The sequence below is a fragment of the Tamlana carrageenivorans genome, assembly GCF_002893765.1.
GTDB lineage: Bacteria > Bacteroidota > Bacteroidia > Flavobacteriales > Flavobacteriaceae > Pseudotamlana > Pseudotamlana carrageenivorans.
The window spans coordinates 207,239-226,719 of record NZ_CP025938.1; the positions used below are offsets into that span (position 1 = coordinate 207,239).

At 37.6% G+C, this 19,481-nt stretch carries 12 protein-coding genes; 4 read left to right on the plus strand and 8 right to left on the minus strand.

Annotation, left to right across the window (positions count from 1 at the left end):
* Positions 1-104: 104 nt before the first annotated feature.
* The 4 genes from C1A40_RS18620 to C1A40_RS01015 form a co-directional block, all read right to left on the minus strand.
* Positions 105-263, minus strand: a complete 159-nt coding sequence (locus tag C1A40_RS18620) for a four helix bundle protein (protein WP_277871383.1) — start codon at positions 261-263, stop codon at positions 105-107.
* Positions 264-545: 282 nt separating this feature from the next.
* A complete protein-coding gene (locus tag C1A40_RS01005; RefSeq protein ID WP_102994264.1) occupies positions 546-1,418 on the minus strand; it encodes an ABC transporter permease in 873 nt (290 codons plus the stop codon).
* A 61-nt stretch (positions 1,419-1,479) separates the two neighbouring features.
* Entirely contained in the window at positions 1,480-3,942 is a 2,463-nt protein-coding gene (locus C1A40_RS01010) for an exopolysaccharide transport family protein (protein ID WP_102994265.1), read from the minus strand.
* 10 nt (positions 3,943-3,952) lie between these two features.
* Complete coding sequence (locus C1A40_RS01015) at positions 3,953-4,759, minus strand: polysaccharide biosynthesis/export family protein (RefSeq protein WP_102994266.1); 807 nt, start codon at positions 4,757-4,759, stop codon at positions 3,953-3,955.
* A 581-nt stretch (positions 4,760-5,340) separates the two neighbouring features.
* Between C1A40_RS01015 and C1A40_RS01020 the strand changes: the two genes are divergently transcribed.
* A complete protein-coding gene (locus C1A40_RS01020; RefSeq protein WP_102994267.1) occupies positions 5,341-7,206 on the plus strand; it encodes an ABC-F family ATP-binding cassette domain-containing protein in 1,866 nt (621 codons plus the stop codon).
* Positions 7,207-7,376: 170 nt separating this feature from the next.
* Complete coding sequence (locus tag C1A40_RS01025; protein ID WP_102994268.1) at positions 7,377-8,150, plus strand: O-methyltransferase; 774 nt, start codon at positions 7,377-7,379, stop codon at positions 8,148-8,150.
* Between the two features lie 150 nt (positions 8,151-8,300).
* On the opposite strand, the gene C1A40_RS01030 is transcribed toward C1A40_RS01025, so the two are convergent.
* The 4 genes from C1A40_RS01030 to hutH form a co-directional block, all read right to left on the minus strand.
* Entirely contained in the window at positions 8,301-8,534 is a 234-nt protein-coding gene (locus tag C1A40_RS01030; protein ID WP_199287756.1) for a GIY-YIG nuclease family protein, read from the minus strand.
* A gap of 1,625 nt (positions 8,535-10,159) precedes the next feature.
* The gene (gene hutI / locus C1A40_RS01035; RefSeq protein ID WP_102994269.1) at positions 10,160-11,398 is read right to left on the minus strand and encodes an imidazolonepropionase; all 1,239 of its coding nucleotides are present in this window, start codon (positions 11,396-11,398) and stop codon (positions 10,160-10,162) included.
* A gap of 88 nt (positions 11,399-11,486) precedes the next feature.
* Entirely contained in the window at positions 11,487-13,484 is a 1,998-nt protein-coding gene (locus C1A40_RS01040; protein ID WP_102994270.1) for a urocanate hydratase, read from the minus strand.
* Positions 13,485-14,864: 1,380 nt separating this feature from the next.
* Positions 14,865-16,364, minus strand: coding sequence for a histidine ammonia-lyase (hutH, locus tag C1A40_RS01045; RefSeq protein ID WP_102994271.1), 1,500 nt, complete (start codon positions 16,362-16,364; stop codon positions 14,865-14,867).
* A gap of 89 nt (positions 16,365-16,453) precedes the next feature.
* Between hutH and C1A40_RS01050 the strand changes: the two genes are divergently transcribed.
* Together C1A40_RS01050 and C1A40_RS01055 are read left to right on the plus strand one after the other, a co-directional pair.
* On the plus strand, positions 16,454-17,347 hold the full coding sequence (locus tag C1A40_RS01050) for a LysR family transcriptional regulator (RefSeq protein ID WP_102994272.1): 894 nt from the start codon (positions 16,454-16,456) through the stop codon (positions 17,345-17,347).
* A 300-nt stretch (positions 17,348-17,647) separates the two neighbouring features.
* Positions 17,648-19,471 carry a DEAD/DEAH box helicase gene (locus tag C1A40_RS01055; RefSeq protein WP_102994273.1) on the plus strand — a complete coding sequence of 608 codons (1,824 nt, stop codon included), beginning with the start codon at positions 17,648-17,650 and terminating at the stop codon, positions 19,469-19,471.
* Positions 19,472-19,481 lie beyond the last annotated feature (10 nt).

Consider the following 19,481-nt stretch of genomic DNA (forward strand, 5'->3'; position numbering starts at 1 on the left):
TTTTAGTGAATAGTGAGGAGTGAATAGTGAATAGTGAATAGTTTTACCCAATATAGTTCATTTTTTCACTATCAACTTATTACTTCTCACTCCTAAATTCTCACTCACCCGCTCTTACTTGCCACATAGTTTCTAAACCCTAGAAGCATTTTTTTTACTTCTAGCATCATCTTTTCCATATCTTCTCTACTTTCTATAAACTTAAGTCTTACCGTTATTAAATACTGTGTTTCTAACTCTGCAAGCGAAGCTAAAGCAATCATTAAAAACTGAATTAATTCTTTGTCTCCTTTTCTGGCAGCTCCTTCTGCAATATTTCATGGCACTGAAACTGCAGCTCGCCTCATCTGGCTAACCAACCATATTTTTCTTCCTTAGGAAAAGTGGCAGTTAGATGGTAGGTTAACTCAACCACGTCCATGCTCTTTTTCCAAACATCTAAATCTTTATGATTCATAATTAATTTCTTAGTTTCACTTCTCACTTCTCACTACTTACTACTCACTACTTGTTCACTTCTCACTTTAAACCTTTTCACACGCCTTCTAAACCGTATCTATAAAGCTTTTTTCTGTTCTATTAAACACGATTAACCCTAGTAAAAAACAAAATACACTCACGCCTATGGCATATAAAAAAGTAGAAATAGAAAATTGCCCTACCCCCAAAGTCATATATCTAAACAACTCGATAAATGTGGTAACAGGATTATACTCAATAACCCACGAGTATTTTGGTAATTTTTCTTTAAAGTATGATAAAGGATACATAACTGCCGAGCCATACATGAGTAATTGCATTCCAAAACCTACCAAATAGGTTAAATCCCTATACTTTGTGGTTAACGAAGATATGATCATCCCAATACCTAAGCCTAATAAAGCCATGAGCGCTATTAATACGGGCAGCAATAATAAGGCATATGTTGGTGAAGCCTTAGACGCGGCATCTGTAAAAAACACGAAATAAACATAAAACCCAGTGAACACCAATAATCGAATTCCGAAACGGACCAAATTGGAAATCACAGCTGACAATGGTGTTATTACTCTTGGAAAGTATACTTTACCAAAAATACCTTGGTTAGACTTGAAAGTATTACTCGTACTGGTTAAACAGGTACTAAAATAATCCCAGCAGCTTAAACCTGCCAAATTAAATAAAAATGCAGGAATACCATTTCCGGTTGGAATATTGGCTAAATTGTTAAATATTAGGGTGAAAGTAAGGGTTGTAAACAAAGGTTGTATGATGTACCATAAAGGCCCCAAAATGGTTTGCTTGTAAACGGTAATAATATCACGTTTAACAAAAAGAAACAACAAATCCTTATAGCGCCAAATTTCTTCAAAATTTAACTCTATTAATTTCCTTTTGGGTGATATGGTATAAAGCCACTTGTCCTTATATTGACTCAAAATTATGCTCTTTTTAATTTACTTCTCATCATCTTATTAAACTAACTTAATGAACATTTTTTCACCTCTTGCTAAACATCGATTTTAGTTTATGCCAAACTCCTCGCTTAGCTTTCCCCTCTTCATGATACCCATTGGCATAATTTCCATAACCATAGCCATAACCATAACCGTAACCGTAGCCATAACCGTATTTAGCTTTTTGATCGTAACCGTTATACACTAGGCTGATGTTTTTAATTTGCTTGCTTCTATACTTTTCATTAACAAAATTAAGCATGTCCTTTTTAGTATAATCCTGACGTACCACATAAATAGAAGCATCCACAAAATCGAGAAGCTCTAAGGCATCAGCAACCAATCCAATAGGCGGTGTGTCTAAAACGATGTAATCGTATTTGGCTTTTAAATCAGAAATTAATGTTTTCATACGTTCCCCCAGTAACAATTCCGAAGGATTAGGTGGTATAGGTCCGGAAACAATCAAATCTAAATTCTCGACGGCTGTTTTTTGAATGACTTCTTCCAAAGAGGATTGCCCAATCAGATAATTTACGACGCCCAAATCATTTTTAATCCTAAAATCACCAAATATTTTAGGTTTCCTAAGGTCTAAACCTAACAGTACCGTTTTCTTTCCGCTTAAAGCGAAAACCGTAGCCATATTAATGGAGCAAAATGTTTTTCCTTCACCACTAACCGACGAGGTAATCATTAGGGTTTTGGTACCATCAAAATCTTTCGTGCGATAATAATATTGCAAATTGCTTCGTATGGCACGGAAGGATTCTGCTACGGCCGATTTTGGTTTTCTGTGTACCACTAAATTATCGTCTAAAGGATTCTTCCCGACTACGCCCAACAAGGGAATGGAAGATAGTTTTTCGATATCTACAGGACTGTGGATGTTGCGATCTAAAAACGTGAGCACAAAGGCTATAACGATTGGCACTAATAAGGCTGCAAAAAATGCAAAAACATAACGCACATTTAAATTTCTACCTAAAACCGTAGCTCCCGTATTTTTTGCTTTATCGACCACCAAAATATCAGAAACGTTAGAAGCTTTAATAATTTCGGCTTCCCCGCGCTTGGCTAAAAATACGTTATATGTTTGCTCGCTAAGTGAGTATTGGCGCTTCATGGTTAGTAATTTTTGCTGATCCTCGGGTAGTTTGTTAAATTCGGATTCCAATTTATGTAAGTTTCCATAAACACTTTCCAAATCACGACGTAACACACTGGATACCGAACTGATATTTTCTAAAAGCACATTTTTCAAACCTTCTATTTGTCGGTTTAAATCACTAAAAATAGAAGCATCTTCCTTTACTGAGTATTGTAATTTCGATTTTTGAACCGAAAGTTCGTTAATTTTAGAGACGTTAGATAAGATATTAGCATCAGTTACTCCAGCAATAGAAGGCGCTGGGACGTCGGTAAAGCTGTTGCTAGTAAGCAAGTAATTTTTAAGGTTCGCATAATAATCCAATTGCTTGTTAATAGCGTCTTTTTCTTCCTCGTATTTAGACAACTTTTCATTTAATAGCGTACCATCGCTATCTAACTGGTAGATTTTATTTTCTTTACGGTAATCGTTCAGCTCTTCAACATTATCGGTCATTTCAACCTTAACTCGTGCAATTTGTTCATCTATAAACTTAATGGCATTAGTTACATATTGATTTTTTCGACTCAGCTCATCTTCACTTAAAACATCGACAACCGTATTTAAATAGTCAACAATTTTTTCCTTATTTTTATCGATTAGCGTGATATCTAGAATAGGAGACGTACGTTCGTTTGAAATTGCCATGCGCGCATTATAACTCGCAACAACCCCATCGAAATTATTAAACTGAATAAAAAACGTGGTTCCTAAGGCTGCATTGCGGTTTTCAGCCAACCTTACAACACCTTTTAAAAAGGGTAGCTGAATGGGTTCGCCTAACTTAAATTGCCGCTTAAACACCCCCAAAGGCACATCTACATGAGTAATTTCTTTGGTAATATAATTCTGAACGCTAGCCGTAGAACCGGTAAAGGCCACTTCAAGCTCAAATGCATCCTGTTCTAAAAAGGTGATTTTTATAGGGTTATTAATAAGCTGCGGAAAACTGTTATCTTGATAAAAACGAAACGGTGCAGCCTTATAAATATCTTGTTTTCTAAAACGGCCTTCCTTTAAATAGGTTTTATAAAACTCCAGGCGCTCTACCACTTTTTCATGATGCGACCTAGATTTTAGCGTTACAATCATGGTTTGCACCTTTGCCGTAACACCACCCCAATTAAAGGTTAAACTAGCGTTAGAGGTAAACAAAGGGTTACTATCGTCTTCAATAGAAACTTTGGTACCTAAGCGGTATGAAAACTCTTCACGTATGTTTTTTTGATATACGAAGAAAACCCCAATAGCCAGAAGCAACACAAATAACTTCCAGTAGCTTAGGGCTCTAAATAAAAATTTCTTTATATCAAAGCTCGCTGCTGATGATTCTGAAGTTTCAAATTCTTCCGTCATAGTCTGGCTTTTATAAACTTTTGGTTAATACGTAAATGGATGTCATCCCCGCTAAAATAGACATAATTGTTGCAAAATTTTGCATCACTGTTTGTCCGGCACCTATTACTTTACGCTTTAAAGGTTTTACTAAAATAATATCGTTTGGCTGAATGTAATAGTAAGGGGAATTCATGGCTTTAATATCGGTTAAATCGATATGATGAATGCGCTGCCCGTCGGGATATTGCCTTACAATAAGTATATCTTTGCGGTTACCCGTTAAACTGATATCTCCTGCATTGGCAAGGGCATCAATAATATTTACACGGTCTTCAAAAATGGTATAAATACCGGTTCCGTTAACCTCTCCTGTTACGGTATAGGTAACACCAGGTAGCCTCACGGTTACAAATAATTCGGCGGTTTCCTTAAAGTACTGCTTTAGTAATTCCTTTTTAACTATTTCTTCAATTTCGGTGGTGGTATACCCCAAAACCGTAATTTCTCCTAAAATAGGAAACTTTATTTTACCGTGATCATCTACCGTAAAACCATTAAAATACAAGGAAGCCTGACTTTGACCATTATTCCCTCCTGCTGTGGAAGTGGTTTGCACGGGGTTAAAAATTCTAGTAAGTTCTTCGTCTAAAGCCTTAACATTAATACTTAAAAGGTCGTTAACTTGAACTTTATAAGGTTTTGGCAACTCTCGTAATACAGGGATACCATCGGTACCATCGCCGTGATCTTGTAAATACACGACATCTTTGTTTGTAATACAGGACACGAAAACAGTGTTTATTATGACCAAAATCACAAGAAACCATTTCTTCATATAGGGCTCGTTTTGTTCATCACAAATATAACTTTTCGATATGAACCATGAAACTTATGCTGTTATTTTTGTATTGTTGAGGGATTTGGGTGAAATTTTACCGTGCGTTACCTATTAGGATTTGTTATGCAGATTGTAGTGATGCATCTCTATTCTATCTGGAGATTTAGATTCTTCAGTCGTGCCTCCTTCTGAATGATAACACTGAACTAATATACCATTTTGAACGGGACTGTCATGCAGAACGTAGTGAAGCATCTCTCCTCCCCATCAGACCTGCAGAGATTCTTCAGTCGTGCCTCCTTCTGAATGACAACACTGAACTAATGTACCATATTGGACGGGACTGTCATTCAGATCTTAGTGATGCATCTTCTTCAACTGAAACTGGAGATTCTTCTGTCGTCCCTCCTTCTGAATGACAGTGATACACCTCCTTCTGAATGGCAAATTGAAACTTTTAAGTATTATGGTTTGATGCAGTTAAACGATTCAACAAATAAACGATTCAACAAAAACCACCTACCCTTATAAGGCCTTTTTAGTTTTTTGTCCGTTATTTGCAAAAAAATAGATAGACTTTGAATTATTTAACGGTTGAAAACATATCAAAATCATACGGGGAGCATGTGCTTTTTGAAGACATTTCTTTTAGTGTTCATAAAGATCAAAAAATAGCTTTTGTAGCTAAAAATGGCACAGGAAAAACCTCCATTTTAAATATTCTTTCTGGTGATGATCAAGCCGATTCGGGAAATGTGATTTACAGAAAAGACATTAAAGTGTCCTTCTTATCTCAGGATCCTAAATTTGATTCGGCGCTTACGGTTGAAGAAACCATTTTTGCCAGCGACAATCCGATTTTAAAAGTGATTTCTAATTATGAAAAATCACTTTTAAACCCCGATGACACCGATGCTTACCAAGCGGCTTTTGAAGCTATGGAACGCCATCAGGCCTGGGATTTTGAAACCTTATATAAACAAATTCTTTTCAAACTTAAACTTGAAAATTTAGATCAAAAGGTTAGTGTACTTTCGGGCGGACAAAAAAAACGTCTAGCACTTGCCAATGCTTTAATCAATAAACCAGATTTATTAATTCTTGATGAGCCTACCAACCATTTGGATCTTGAGATGATTGAGTGGCTTGAAGCTTTTTTTGCTAAGGAAAACATCACCCTTTTTATGGTCACGCACGACCGTTACTTTTTAGAACGTGTGTGTAACGAGATTATCGAGTTGGATGAAGGCCAGATGTACAGCTACAAAGGCAACTACTCCTATTACCTGGAAAAACGCGAAGCACGCATTGAACGTGAAGCCGTTGAAACCGGTAAAGCCAAACAACTGTTTAAAAAGGAATTGGATTGGATGCGTCGCCAACCCAAAGCGAGAACCACCAAATCCAAATCTCGAATAGACGATTTTGCCGATATTAAACACCGTGCTCACCAACGTAGAAACGACCACCAAGTACAATTAGAACTCAATATGGAACGTCTAGGAAGTAAAATTCTGGAGTTTCATAAAGTGGGGAAAGCTTTTAAGGATAAAGTGATTCTTAACGGTTTCGATTATACCTTTAAGAAAGGTGAACGCGTCGGTATTATAGGTAAAAACGGCACTGGAAAAACCACTTTTTTAAATATCCTTACCCAAACAGCGCAACCAGACGCCGGAAAAGTGGTTAAAGGCGAAACGGTGAAATTTGGATACTACACACAAAGTGGTATTACCATTAAACCAGAGCAAAAGGTTATTGATGTGATTCGTGAATTTGGCGATTATATCCCCTTAAAAAAGGGACGTCAAATTAGTGCCCAACAACTTCTAGAGCGTTTTTTATTTAGTAGAAAAAAGCAATATGATTTTGTTGAAAAACTTAGTGGAGGCGAACGTAAACGCCTATATTTATGTACGGTTTTAATTCAGAATCCAAATTTTTTAATTCTTGATGAGCCTACAAACGACCTTGATATTGTCACCCTAAACGTCCTTGAAAGTTTTCTTCTAGACTTCCCTGGCTGTATTATTGTAGTGTCGCACGACCGTTATTTCATGGATAAGGTTGTCGATCATTTATTTGTTTTTAGAGGTGAAGGCGTCATTGAAGATTTCCCAGGAAACTATACGGATTACCGCGTTTATGAAGACAGCCAGCCTGTAATTTCAACCACTACAGAAGACAAAAAAGACAGTAAATCAAAACAACAAAACGAAGCTGCTAAACTCTCGTATAACGAGGAAAAGGAGTTAAAAAACATTGAAAGCAAGCTAAATTCCCTAGCCTACGATAAAAAAGAACTGGAAAATAAATTCAACAATCCAGACCTCACACAGGATCAAATCAACAAACTCTCTGAAGATTTACAGAAAATTATTGATACCATGGATGAGAAAGAAGCGCGTTGGTTTGAGTTATCTGCTAAGTTGGAAGGGGAATAGTTAATTGATAATTGGTAATTAAAAAAAAATAAAATTGTTATATAGATATGAAGTTATAAAGTTATTAGGTATAGTATCAACAATGTAGAACCGTTCAAGACTGAATACTGCGACTGACAACTGATAACTGATAACTGATAACTGATAACTGATAACTGATAACTAAAAAAATGACTTACCAAATCATTCAATATTTTAAATTCCTACTAAAATCTACCAATCAACATGGGGTGCACTCACCTTTTGTGTATGATTTAGTGACGAAATGTTTTTATGACCGTAAGCAGCACGCGGCATATAATCGTATTTCAGATTATAGAAAAAAACTGCTTCATAATCGTGAGCTTATTAAAGTCACCGATTTAGGTGCGGGGTCGCAGGTGATGAGTCACCAAGAGCGTAAGATTTCTAGCATGGCTAAAAACGCTGGATCTACCACAAAACGGGCCAAACTTTTATTCCGCTTAAGCGCTTATTTCAAACCACAAAACATTCTTGAATTAGGGACTTCCCTAGGGATTGCTACTCAAGCTTTAAGTCTTGGTAATCCGAATGCCAACATTACCACCATTGAAGGGTGCCCGAATATCTCAGCGTTCTCGAAAGCAGCATTTAAAGATGAAAACCTTAATAATATTACCGCTATTACAGGAGATTTTTCTTCGGAAATACAAAAACTTCATTCAAATACTTACGATCTGATTTTCTTTGATGGCAATCATCAAAAGGACGCCACTTTAGCTTACTTTGAGGCCTTATTACCCACCGCTACAAATGATTCTGCCTTTATTTTTGATGATATTTATTGGTCTGAAGGCATGACTGAAGCCTGGGAAATCATAAAAAAACATCCTAAAGTTACCGTGAGTATCGATACTTTTTTCTGGGGATTTGTGTTTTTTAGAAAGGAACAGCTTAAGGAGGATTTTGTGATACGTTGTTAGTGTAGTGTAATTATTTTAATGCGTTTTTTGCCTCTGATTTTTAGAGACTTACTGTGCCCTATTATACACTTAGGTTTCACAAAAACCCAACAAAGCACACGCTATAAAGTGTATTTTTTTTAACCGATGTTCGAGCGAAGTCGAGAATTCTTACTCTTTATTCCTAAAATTAGTATCATTCTTGCACTCTGATAACGCAGGTAATAATTCCCATTGATTTTCAACAATAGCTTTTTTCTTTGCTTGAGACCATTTTTGAATCTTCTTTTCATACAGAAAAGCATCAGCTATATTCATAAAGAACTGATGAAAAACCAATTTTACAGGCAATCTAGTTTTTGTATAATTAGCCCCAACTCCAAACTGGTGCTGCCCTAATCTAATTTCTAAGTTTTTAGTACTTCCAGTATAAAAAGTACCATCTGAGCATTCTAACTATATATAAATATCCTGCCATTTGTTATAGTATTTTTGTTGAGAAATGTTCTCGACTCCGCTCGAACACCAGTTTGATTGATGTTTTCAACGGTCTTCGAGCGGAGTCGAGAAGTGTGTTTTTATTTTAGATACTTGTATTTTTTCATTAAACATTTCCAACACTAGACCACCTCAACACTGCTTAATCACTCCCTTACCCATTTGAGCATTTGCAATCATTTCCCTATAACTAATATATGTTTTTATTTCTATAATTTGAAATCTATATTGACCAATGAAATGTTCTCGACTCCGCTCGAACACCAGCTTGATTGATGTTTTCAACGGTCTTCGAGCGGAGTCGAGAAGTGTGTTTTTATTTTAGATACTTGTATTTTTTCATTAAACATTTCCAACACTAGACCACCTCAACACTGCTTAATCACTCCCTTACCCATTTGAGCATTTGCAATCATTTCCCTATAACTAATATATGTTTTTATTTCTATAATTTGAAATCTATATTGACCAATGAAATGTTCTCGACTCCGCTCGAACACCAGTTAGATTGATGTTTTCAATGGTCTTCGAGCGGAGTCGAGAAGTGTGATTTTATTTTAAATGTATGCGCTTTTTCGTTTAACAAATGACACCAATTAATTGAAAAATTTGAGAATCCTATAGGCTGGTCAAATGTTCTCGACTCCGCTCGAACACCAGCTTGATTGATGTTTTCAACGGTCTTCGAGCGGAGTCGAGAAGTGTGTTTTTATTTTAAATGTATGCGCTTTTTCGTTTAACAAATGACACCAATTAATTGAAAAATTTGAGAATCCTATAGGCTGGTCAAATGTTCTCGACTCCGCTCGAACACCAGCTTGATTGATGTTTTCAACGGTCTTCGAGCGGAGTCGAGAAGTGTGTTTTTATTTTAAATGTATGCGCTTTTTCGTTTAACAAATGACACCAATTAATTGAAAAATTTGAGAATCCTATAGGCTGGTCAAATGTTCTCGACTCCGCTCGAACACCAGCTTGATTGATGTTTTCAACGGTCTTCGAGCGGAGTCGAGAAGTGTGTTTTTATTTTAAATGTATGCGCTTTTTCATTAAACAAATGACACCAATTAATTGAAAAATTTGAGAATCCTATAGGCTGGTCAAATGTTCTCAACTCCGCTCGAACACCAGCCTGATTGATGTTTTCAACGGTCTTCGAGCGGAGTCGAGAAGTGTGTTTTTATTTTAAATGTATGCGCTTTTTCATTAAACAAATGACACCAATTAATTGAAAAATTTGAGAATCCTATAGGCTGGTCAAATGTTCTCAACTCCGCTCGAACACCAGCTTGATTGATGTTTTCAACGGTCTTCGAGCGGAGTCGAGAAGTGTGTTTTTATTTTAAATGTATGCGCTTTTTCATTAAACAAATGACACCAATTAATTGAAAAATTTGAGAATCCTATAGGCTGGTCAAATGTTCTCAACTCCGCTCGAACACCAGCTTGATTGATGTTTTCAACGGTCTTCGAGCGGAGTCGAGAAGTGTGTTTTTATTTTAACATATGTGCGTCTTCATTAAACAACCAAACTAAACCACCTCAACACCATTCAAATAAACACGTTCAATTTGATGATTTCCGAATGAATATGGTATAAAATGATAAGAACTAATAGCTTTTGTTAAGATCAAGTTGGCTTGTTTTCCTTTGGTAATTGACCCTACTTTATGCTCTAAGCCCATGGCGTAGGCACCGTTTATTGTTGCTGCATTAATGGCTTCTTCGGGCGTTAATTTCATTTTTACACAGGCCGCAGACACCACAAAATTCATGTTTCCTGAAGGCGATGATCCTGGGTTATAATCGGTTGCTAGAGCTAGTGGCAATCCGGCATCAATCATTTTTCTGCCTGGGGCAAATGGAATGCTTAAAAAGAAGGAACAACCTGGCAAGGCTACAGGCATGGTTTTAGATTTTTCTAAAACGACAATATCTTCATATTTCATCACCTCCAAATGATCTACAGATAATGCTTTTTGTTTCACTCCTGCTTGTACGCCTCCAATAGAATTAAACTGATTCACATGAATTTTGGCTTGTAAACCATGTAACTTTCCGGCTTCTAAAATACGATTGGTATCTTCAACCGTAAAGTAGCCTTTTTCACAAAATACATCAACAAAATCGGCAAGCTTAGCTTCGGCAACTAAAGGAATCATTTCTTTAATAATATGGTCGACGTAACCGGCTTTATTATTCTTATATTCTTCAGGAACAGCATGTGCGCCTAAAAAAGTAGCCTTAATAGGAATTTGATGATTTTCCTTTAAGCGCTTAATCACACTAAGCATTTTTAACTCAGATTCTAAAGTTAAGCCATAACCAGATTTTATTTCAACAGCTCCGGTACCTAAAGCGATAACTTCATCCAATCGCGTTTTAGTTTGCTTATACAATTCACTTTCTGAGATATTTTGTACTTGCTTCGCCGAATTAAGAATTCCGCCACCTTTTTCGGCAATCTCTTGATAGCTTAAACCATTAATTTTATCTACAAACTCACCTTCACGCTGACCAGCATAAACCAAATGGGTATGCGAATCGCACCAAGTTGGTAAAACCATTTTCCCTGTAGCATCAACCACATGGTCTACCGCTTCATCGGGACAGTCTTTCATCGGACCAAAATCATAAATCACATCATTTTTTACGAGAAGAAAAGCATCTTTAATCGTTGGCAACTCATTCATGGCCTTTCCAGAGACAAAACGGGTATTTTCATCTCTAATTTGAAGTAATTCCTTGATATTTTTAAATAGGACTTTCATGTGTTAATATTTATTGTTTTTTAGTGGTCACATGGAACACCTAAATTATCATTTCGCTGTGCGGGTAAGCTTAATAATGGGTATTTCATTAAAACAGGTTTTCTAGTAATTGATTATCGACTAAGTTAGGCAAAGTTACTTTTAAGTTTGGAGTACGATTCATTTCACGTCTAATCGCAAAAAGCGCTTCATCATTTCTGGCCCAACTTCTACGAGCGATACCATTATTCACATCAAAAAACAACATGCTTCTTAGGCGTTCTTCAGCTTCTGCCGAACCGTCGAGTACCATACCAAATCCGCCATTCATCACTTCACCCCAGCCTACGCCGCCCCCATTATGAATGGACACCCAAGTAGCGCCTCTAAAACTATCACCAATCACGTTATGAATGGCCATATCAGCAGTGAATTTACTACCATCATAGATATTAGAAGTTTCACGATAAGGCGAATCGGTACCACTCACATCATGATGATCGCGCCCTAAAACTACAGGTCCAATCTCGCCACTAGCAACAGCATTATTAAAAGCTTCGGCTATTTTAGCACGACCTTCGGCATCGGCATACAAGATTCGCGCCTGTGAACCAACAACCATTTTATTTTTCTTGGCATCCTTAATCCATGTGATATTATCTTGCATTTGCAGCTGAATTTCCTCTGGAGCCGTCTTCATGATTTCTTCTAGAACAGAAGCAGCAATATCATCAGTTTTATAAAGATCTTCAGGTTTTCCTGAAGTACAAACCCAACGGAAGGGTCCGAATCCATAATCGAAACACATCGGACCTAAAATATCTTGAACGTAAGACGGGTATTTAAAATCGATATTATTTTCGGCCATCACATCGGCACCCGCACGAGAAGCTTCTAATAAAAAGGCATTTCCATAATCGAAGAAATACGTGCCTTTGGCCACATGATTATTAATAGCATGGGCATGACGGCGTAACGATTCTTGTACTTTTTCTTTAAAAACTTCTGGTTCTTCACGGATTAAACGATTCGATTCTTCATAAGTTAATCCTGCAGGATAATAACCGCCTGTCCATGGAATATGCAATGAAGTTTGATCGGACCCCACGTGAATAAAAATATCTTCTTCATCGAAACGCTCCCAAACTTCAACTACATTACCAATAAACGCGATGGAAACCACTTCTTTTGATGTTTTTGCTTGTTTAACTCTAGTAACTAAATCGTCTATGTTATCAATTAACACATCTACCCAACCTTGTTCGTGGCGTTTTGTAGCTGCTTTGGCATTCAACTCAGCACAAATAGTAATGCAACCTGCTATATTTCCTGCTTTAGGTTGCGCCCCACTCATACCGCCTAATCCTGCTGTTAAAAATATTTTCCCTTCGGAAGTATCGCCTTTTTCTAACACTTTTCTAAAGGCATTCATAACCGTAATGGTGGTACCGTGCACGATGCCTTGCGGACCAATATACATGAACGACCCTGCTGTCATTTGTCCGTATTGAGTCACGCCCAAGGCATTAAATTTTTCCCAATCGTCGGGTTTAGAATAATTAGGAATCATCATACCGTTAGTGACTATCACACGTGGTGCATTTTTTGACGATGGAAACAATCCCATAGGATGACCAGAATACAGGTGCAAGGTTTGCTCGTCGGTCATTTGAGCCAAGTATTGCATGGTTAACAGGTACTGCGCCCAATTTTGAAACACCGCACCATTTCCACCATAGGTAATTAATTCTTCGGGATGCTGGGCCACGGCAGGATCTAAATTATTCTGAATCATGAGTATGATAGCCGCTGCCTGCGTTGATTTTGCAGGATATTCGGAAATGCCTCGCGCAAATATTTTATAGTCGGGTTTGAATCTATACATATAAATCCTACCGTATTCTCTAAGTTCTTGAGCAAACTCTGAAGCCAATTCCTCATGCCAATCTTTAGGAAAATAACGCAAAGCATTTCGAATCGCTAATTGTTTTTCTTCCTTAGAAAGAATGTCTTTTCGTTTTGGCGCACGATTAGCCCCTTCAGGGTAATTATATTTTGATGGCATTCTTGTTGGAATGCCTTGTAAAATTTGTTCTTTGAATGTCATTTTTTTTGTTTTTACTTTTGACTGTTGACGACTTGAGCTTCTCGACTCCGCTCGAAGACCTTAATATTAGGCTTTTAAAAGCTTCTTTATTCCTCCTCCATTTCAGCAACATCACACGTTATCATACAATACAATGTGATGCATCCTTATCACGGTGTTCGAGCGGAGTCGAGAACATAATTCCCTCAACTTTTCTCTTAGCTTCTCGACTCCGCTCGAAGACCTTAATATTAGACTTTTAAAAGCTTCTTTATTCCTCCTCCATTTCAGCAACATCACACGTTATCATACAAAACGATATGATGCATCCTTATCACGGTGTTCGAGCGGAGTCGAGAACATAATGCTCTTAACTTTTCACTTCTCGACTCCGCTCGAAGACCTTAATATTAGACTTTTAAAAGCTTCTTTATTCCTCCTCCATTTCAGCAACATCACACGTTATCATACAAAACGATATGATGCATCCTTATCACGGTGTTCGAGCGGAGTCGAGAACATAATGCTCTTAACTTTTCACTTCTCGACTCCGCTCGAAGACCTTAATATTAGACTTTTAAAAGCTTCTTTATTCCTCCTCCATTTCAGCAACATCACACGTTATCATACAATACAATGTGATGCATCCTTATCACGGTGTTCGAGCGGAGTCGAGAACATAATGCTCTTAACTTTTCACTTCTCGACTCCGCTCGAAGACCTTAATATTAGACTTTTAAAAGCTTCTTTATTCCTCCTCCATTTCAGCAACATCACACGTTATCATACAATACAATGTGATGCATCCTTATCACGGTGTTCGAGCGGAGTCGAGAACATAATGCTCTTAACTTTTCACTTCTCGACTCCGCTCGAAGACCTTAATATTAGACTTTTAAAAGCTTCTTTATTCCTCCTCCATTTCAGCAACATCACACGTTATCATACAATACAATGTGATGCATCCTTATCACGGTGTTCGAGCGGAGTCGAGAACATAATGCTCTTAACTTTTCACTTCTCGACTCCGCTCGAAGACCTTAATATTAGGCTTTTAAAAGCTTCTTTATTCCTCCTCCATTTCAGCAACATCACACGTTATCATACAATACAATGTGATGCATCCTTATCACGGTGTTCGAGCGGAGTCGAGAACATAATTCCCTCAACTTTTCTCTTAGCTTCTCGACTCCGCTCGAAGACCATTAATATTAGGCTTATACTCCCCTGTCACTCTAAACGCTTTGTCATGCAGAACGCAGTGAAGCATCTCTTCCTTTTGAAATATTCTTCGGTCATTCCATTTTTGGATGTCATTCTGACGAAGCATGAGGTAGAATCTTTTTGCTAAGAGATTCCTCGTCAGTCGTACCTCCTTCTGTCGGAATGACAACAAGCCATCTATTTTAAATTAAACGCTTGAGTTCTCACCAAGGCAATCATATTATTGATATCATCTTTTAAAAGTCTATCATCCTCTAATTTCGGAACTTTTTCTCTAATTATTCTGTGGTTTTCTTCAATAATATCTGAAAACGTGTTCGGACGCCTAAACTCTAGGGCCTGAGCACCGTACATTAATTCGATGGCCAATATTTTTTCTAAATTGCCTAAAATCTGATTGAATTTACGCCCCGAAATACTCCCCATAGATACGTGGTCTTCCTGCCCTAATGAGGTTGGAATACTGTCTGCTGAAGGCGGAAAACACAGCGATTTATTTTCGGTAACCAAGGCAGCCGTAGTGTATTGCGGAATCATAAACCCAGAATTCAGTCCCCCACCAGTCGTTAATAAACGTGGCAATCCAAATTTACCTTCAATTAAAAGGTAACAACGCCTATCTGAAATATTACCCAATTCCGCGGCAGCGATAGATCCATAATCTAAAGCCATCGCTAAGGGTTGTCCGTGGAAATTCCCACCAGAAATCGCCTCGGTATCACTTAAAACAATGGGATTATCGGTTACCGAATTCATTTCTATTTCTGCCAATTCTAACAAGTGGTAGTAAGCATTTCGCGACGCCCCATGAACCTGAGGAATACAACGCATAGAGTAAGGATCTTGAACACGCTCGCAGTTTTCATGAGAGTTTACATTTTGTGAAGAATACAACAACATTGTCATGCGCTCGGCCACTTCGATACAGCCTTTAAACGGACGAATTCTATGCAACTCATCTCTAAAAGGCGACGAACTGCCTTGATAGCCTTCAATACTCATGGCACCACAAACATCAGCCAAATCTAATAAGTATTCCATTTTATTCAACCCAACAATCGCATGAGCCAGAATGAATTGTGTACCATTTATTAAACCCAAACCTTCTTTGGCTTGGAGCTCTATAGGCTCTAAATTATGCTCTTTTAATATCGCTTTCGCGGATTTAATAGAATCTCCAATCCAAAATTCGCCTTCACCCAGAAGCGGTAAAAACAAATGCGACAAGGGCGCTAAATCACCTGAAGCACCTACCGAACCTTGCTCTGGAACCGTTGGTAGCAAATCGTTTTCAATGAAATATAAAATACGTTCTACCAGCTCTAAACGTACCCCCGAGTACCCCTGACTTAAAGCATGAACCTTACAAATCATCATGATTTTAGACAGGTTTTTATCTATAGGGTTCCCTACGCCAACCGCGTGTGTGATGAGTAAATTTTCCTGAAGTTTATTGGTTTCCTCTGGTGTAATTTGCAAATCGCAAAGCGGGCCGAATCCTGTATTTATACCATAAACCGCTTTGTTTGAGCTTGCCATTTTTTCAACTTTAGCACGACAAATTTGAATTTGTTCAATGGCTTCTTCACACAAGACCGCTTCCAAGCTGCCGTTAGCAATGGCTAGTACTTTTTTCACCGTTAAGGTGTTAATTCCGTATTTAAATATCTTTTTCATGGGTATTCAAGCATTAATAGTGGTACAATTACAAAATTATTGATAATTTTGATACCAAATAAGATCATTATTTTAACCAATTAATAACTATGAGTTATCAAATAGAACTAAGACATATCAAATATTTTTTGGCTGTTGCCGAAGAATTACACTTCCGAAAAGCTGCCGAAAGGCTTTACATATCGCAGCCTGGGTTAAGCCGACAGATTAAGGAAATGGAAGACGCCTTAGGCATAACGCTTTTTCACCGACACAACCGAAATGTGCAACTCACTCTTGCTGGGCAATATTTAAAGGACGAACTCTCCAAAAATCTGAAGCAACTAGATAACATTTTACATCACGCGAAACTTTTGGAAGACGGTAAAGATGGCGAACTGAATTTCGGCTATGTGGGTTCGGCCATGCAACGAATTATCCCCGAATTGCTTATCAAGTTTACAAAAAACCACCCAAACGTTTTATTCAGTTTAAAGGAAATGGATAATATCAAACAAATAGATGGTTTGTTGGCTCAAGATATAGATATAGGTTTTGTACGTTTGGAACGTATTCCGCGAGGTTTATCCAGTCAACTGGTATTAAAAGAACCCTTTTGTTTGGTGCTTCCAAAAAACCACAGCATTTCTCACGACACCTTCAAAAGTGTGAGTCAGTTAAAAAACGAATCCTTTATTTTATTTGATCCTGAATACAGTGCTGCCTATTATGAGAAAGTCATGGGTATTTTTGACGATAGCGGCTTCACACCCATTACTTCGCACAATACCATACATGCCGATTCTATATATAAATTAGTAGAAAACGGCTTCGGAATTTCCATCGTGCCTAAATCTTTAAAATCTTCAGAAAACAGTAACCTTAAGTTTATTGATCTGGATATGATTCCGCAGCGCACCTCACTTTCAGCGGTTTGGAAAAAAGATAATAACAATCCGATTTTATCGAAAGTAATCAACTTAATTCATAGCAACTGTCCCTAAATGGCCTTATCACGTCATTCTGAACTTGTTTCAGAATTTCAGGCTACTGATTTACAGCTGTTCTGAGAACTTGAAACAAGTTGAGGTTGACGAAAACGCCCTGCTTAGTCAGCCTTAATTCATAAGGATATCACAAATTAATGCCATTATAAAATAAAAGACTATCTTTGCCGCTTGAAACTCAGAAAAATGAGTTTAAATTCCTCAGAGTGAGGATGTGTTACTAGAAGTTTAAGGTTAAGTATGTCGATTCGCTTCTTATGTAACACCACATAAAACAATCGAATACTTACATATAGAATGAGCACATTCCAAGAATTGGGTCTTAATAACGACCTATTACAAGCTATTACAGATTTAGGATTTACAGAACCTAGTGAGGTTCAAGCCAAAGCCATCCCTATTTTATTAGGATCTGAAGGCGATTTAGTGGCCCTAGCCCAAACGGGAACAGGAAAAACAGCCGCTTTTGGTTTCCCAATGTTAGAAAAAATTGATGTGGATAGCCGCACCACCCAAGGTTTAATTTTATCACCTACACGTGAGCTTTGTTTACAAATTGCCAACGAAATGAAATTGTATGGTAAATATTGTAAAGGCCTAAATGTAGTTGCTGTTTACGGCGGATCTAGTATTACCGATCAAGCCAGAGATATTAAGCGTGGCGCACAAATTATTGTAGCGACTCCAGGTCGTATGAAAGATATGATTAGCCGAAGAATGGTTGATATTTCTAAAATTCAATATGCCGTTTTAGATGAAGCCGATGAGATGTTAAACATGGGCTTTAAGGAAGATATCACTGATATTTTATCGCACACACCAACCGACAAAAGTACTTGGTTATTTTCTGCAACCATGCCTAGAGAAGTTGCTGCTATTGCAAAAAACTTCATGCATAACCCGCAAGAAATTACCGTTGGAAATAAAAATGAAAGTACCAGTAACGTTTCTCACGAATACTATTTAGTAAATGCTAGAGACCGTTACCAAGCTTTAAAACGTTTAGCAGATGCTAACCCAGATATTTTTTCTGTGGTGTTCTGTAGAACAAAACGTGATACGCAAAAAGTAGCCGAACAACTTATTGAAGATGGCTACAATGCAGGGGCTTTACACGGCGATTTGAGTCAGAATCAACGTGATTTAGTCATGAATGCCTTCCGTAAAAATCAAATTCAAATGCTTGTTGCAACCGATGTTGCGGCTCGTGGTATTGATGTTGATGATGTAACCCACGTTATAAACTACCAATTACCAGACGAAATTGAAACTTACACCCACCGTTCTGGTCGTACCGGACGTGCTGGTAAAACAGGGGTTTCTATGGTTATTGTTTCTAAAAGTGAAGTCCGTAAAATTAAAAGTATCGAGCGTATTATTAAACGTCAGTTTGATAAGAAAGAGATTCCAGATGGTATGGAAATCTGCGAAGTTCAGTTGATGTCCTTAGCCAATAAGATTCATAATACTGAGGTTAACCCAGAAATTGAAAAGTACCTTACGGAAATTAATGAAAAGTTCGCTGATACTTCTAAAGATGAATTAATTAAAAAATTCTTCTCGGTTGAGTTTACACGTTTCTTCAATTACTATAACAAATCTAAAAACCTAAATATTGCTGAAGGTTCTTATGATAGAGATGGTGGTCGTGAAGGCGGAAGAGATTTTAAAGGTGGAAAATCTGATTCGACACGCTACTTTATAAACGTAGGTAGTAAAGATGGTTTCGATTGGATGCAGTTGAAAGACTTCTTAAAAGAGAAATTAGAACTTGGTAGAGATGATGTTTTTAAAGTTGAAGTAAAAGACAGTTTTTCTTTCTTTAATACTGAAAATGAAGCAAAAGAAAAGGTATTAGCCTTTTTCACCGATTTTAAACATGAAGGTCGATTTGTAAACGTTGAAGTGTCTGAAAACCGTGGTGGTGGAAGACGTAATGACAGACGTGGTGGTGGCGGCGGACGTCGTGATGACGGAAAACGCGCTGGAGGAAGACGTGACGATCGTAAAGGTGGTTCTGGTAACCGAAGTGAAAGACGTCGTAGCGAAGGAAGTTCAAAACCAAGACGCTCGGATTCTGGCGGAGGGAACTTCGATAGACCAAGACGTTCTAGAAGATAGTATTATGCTG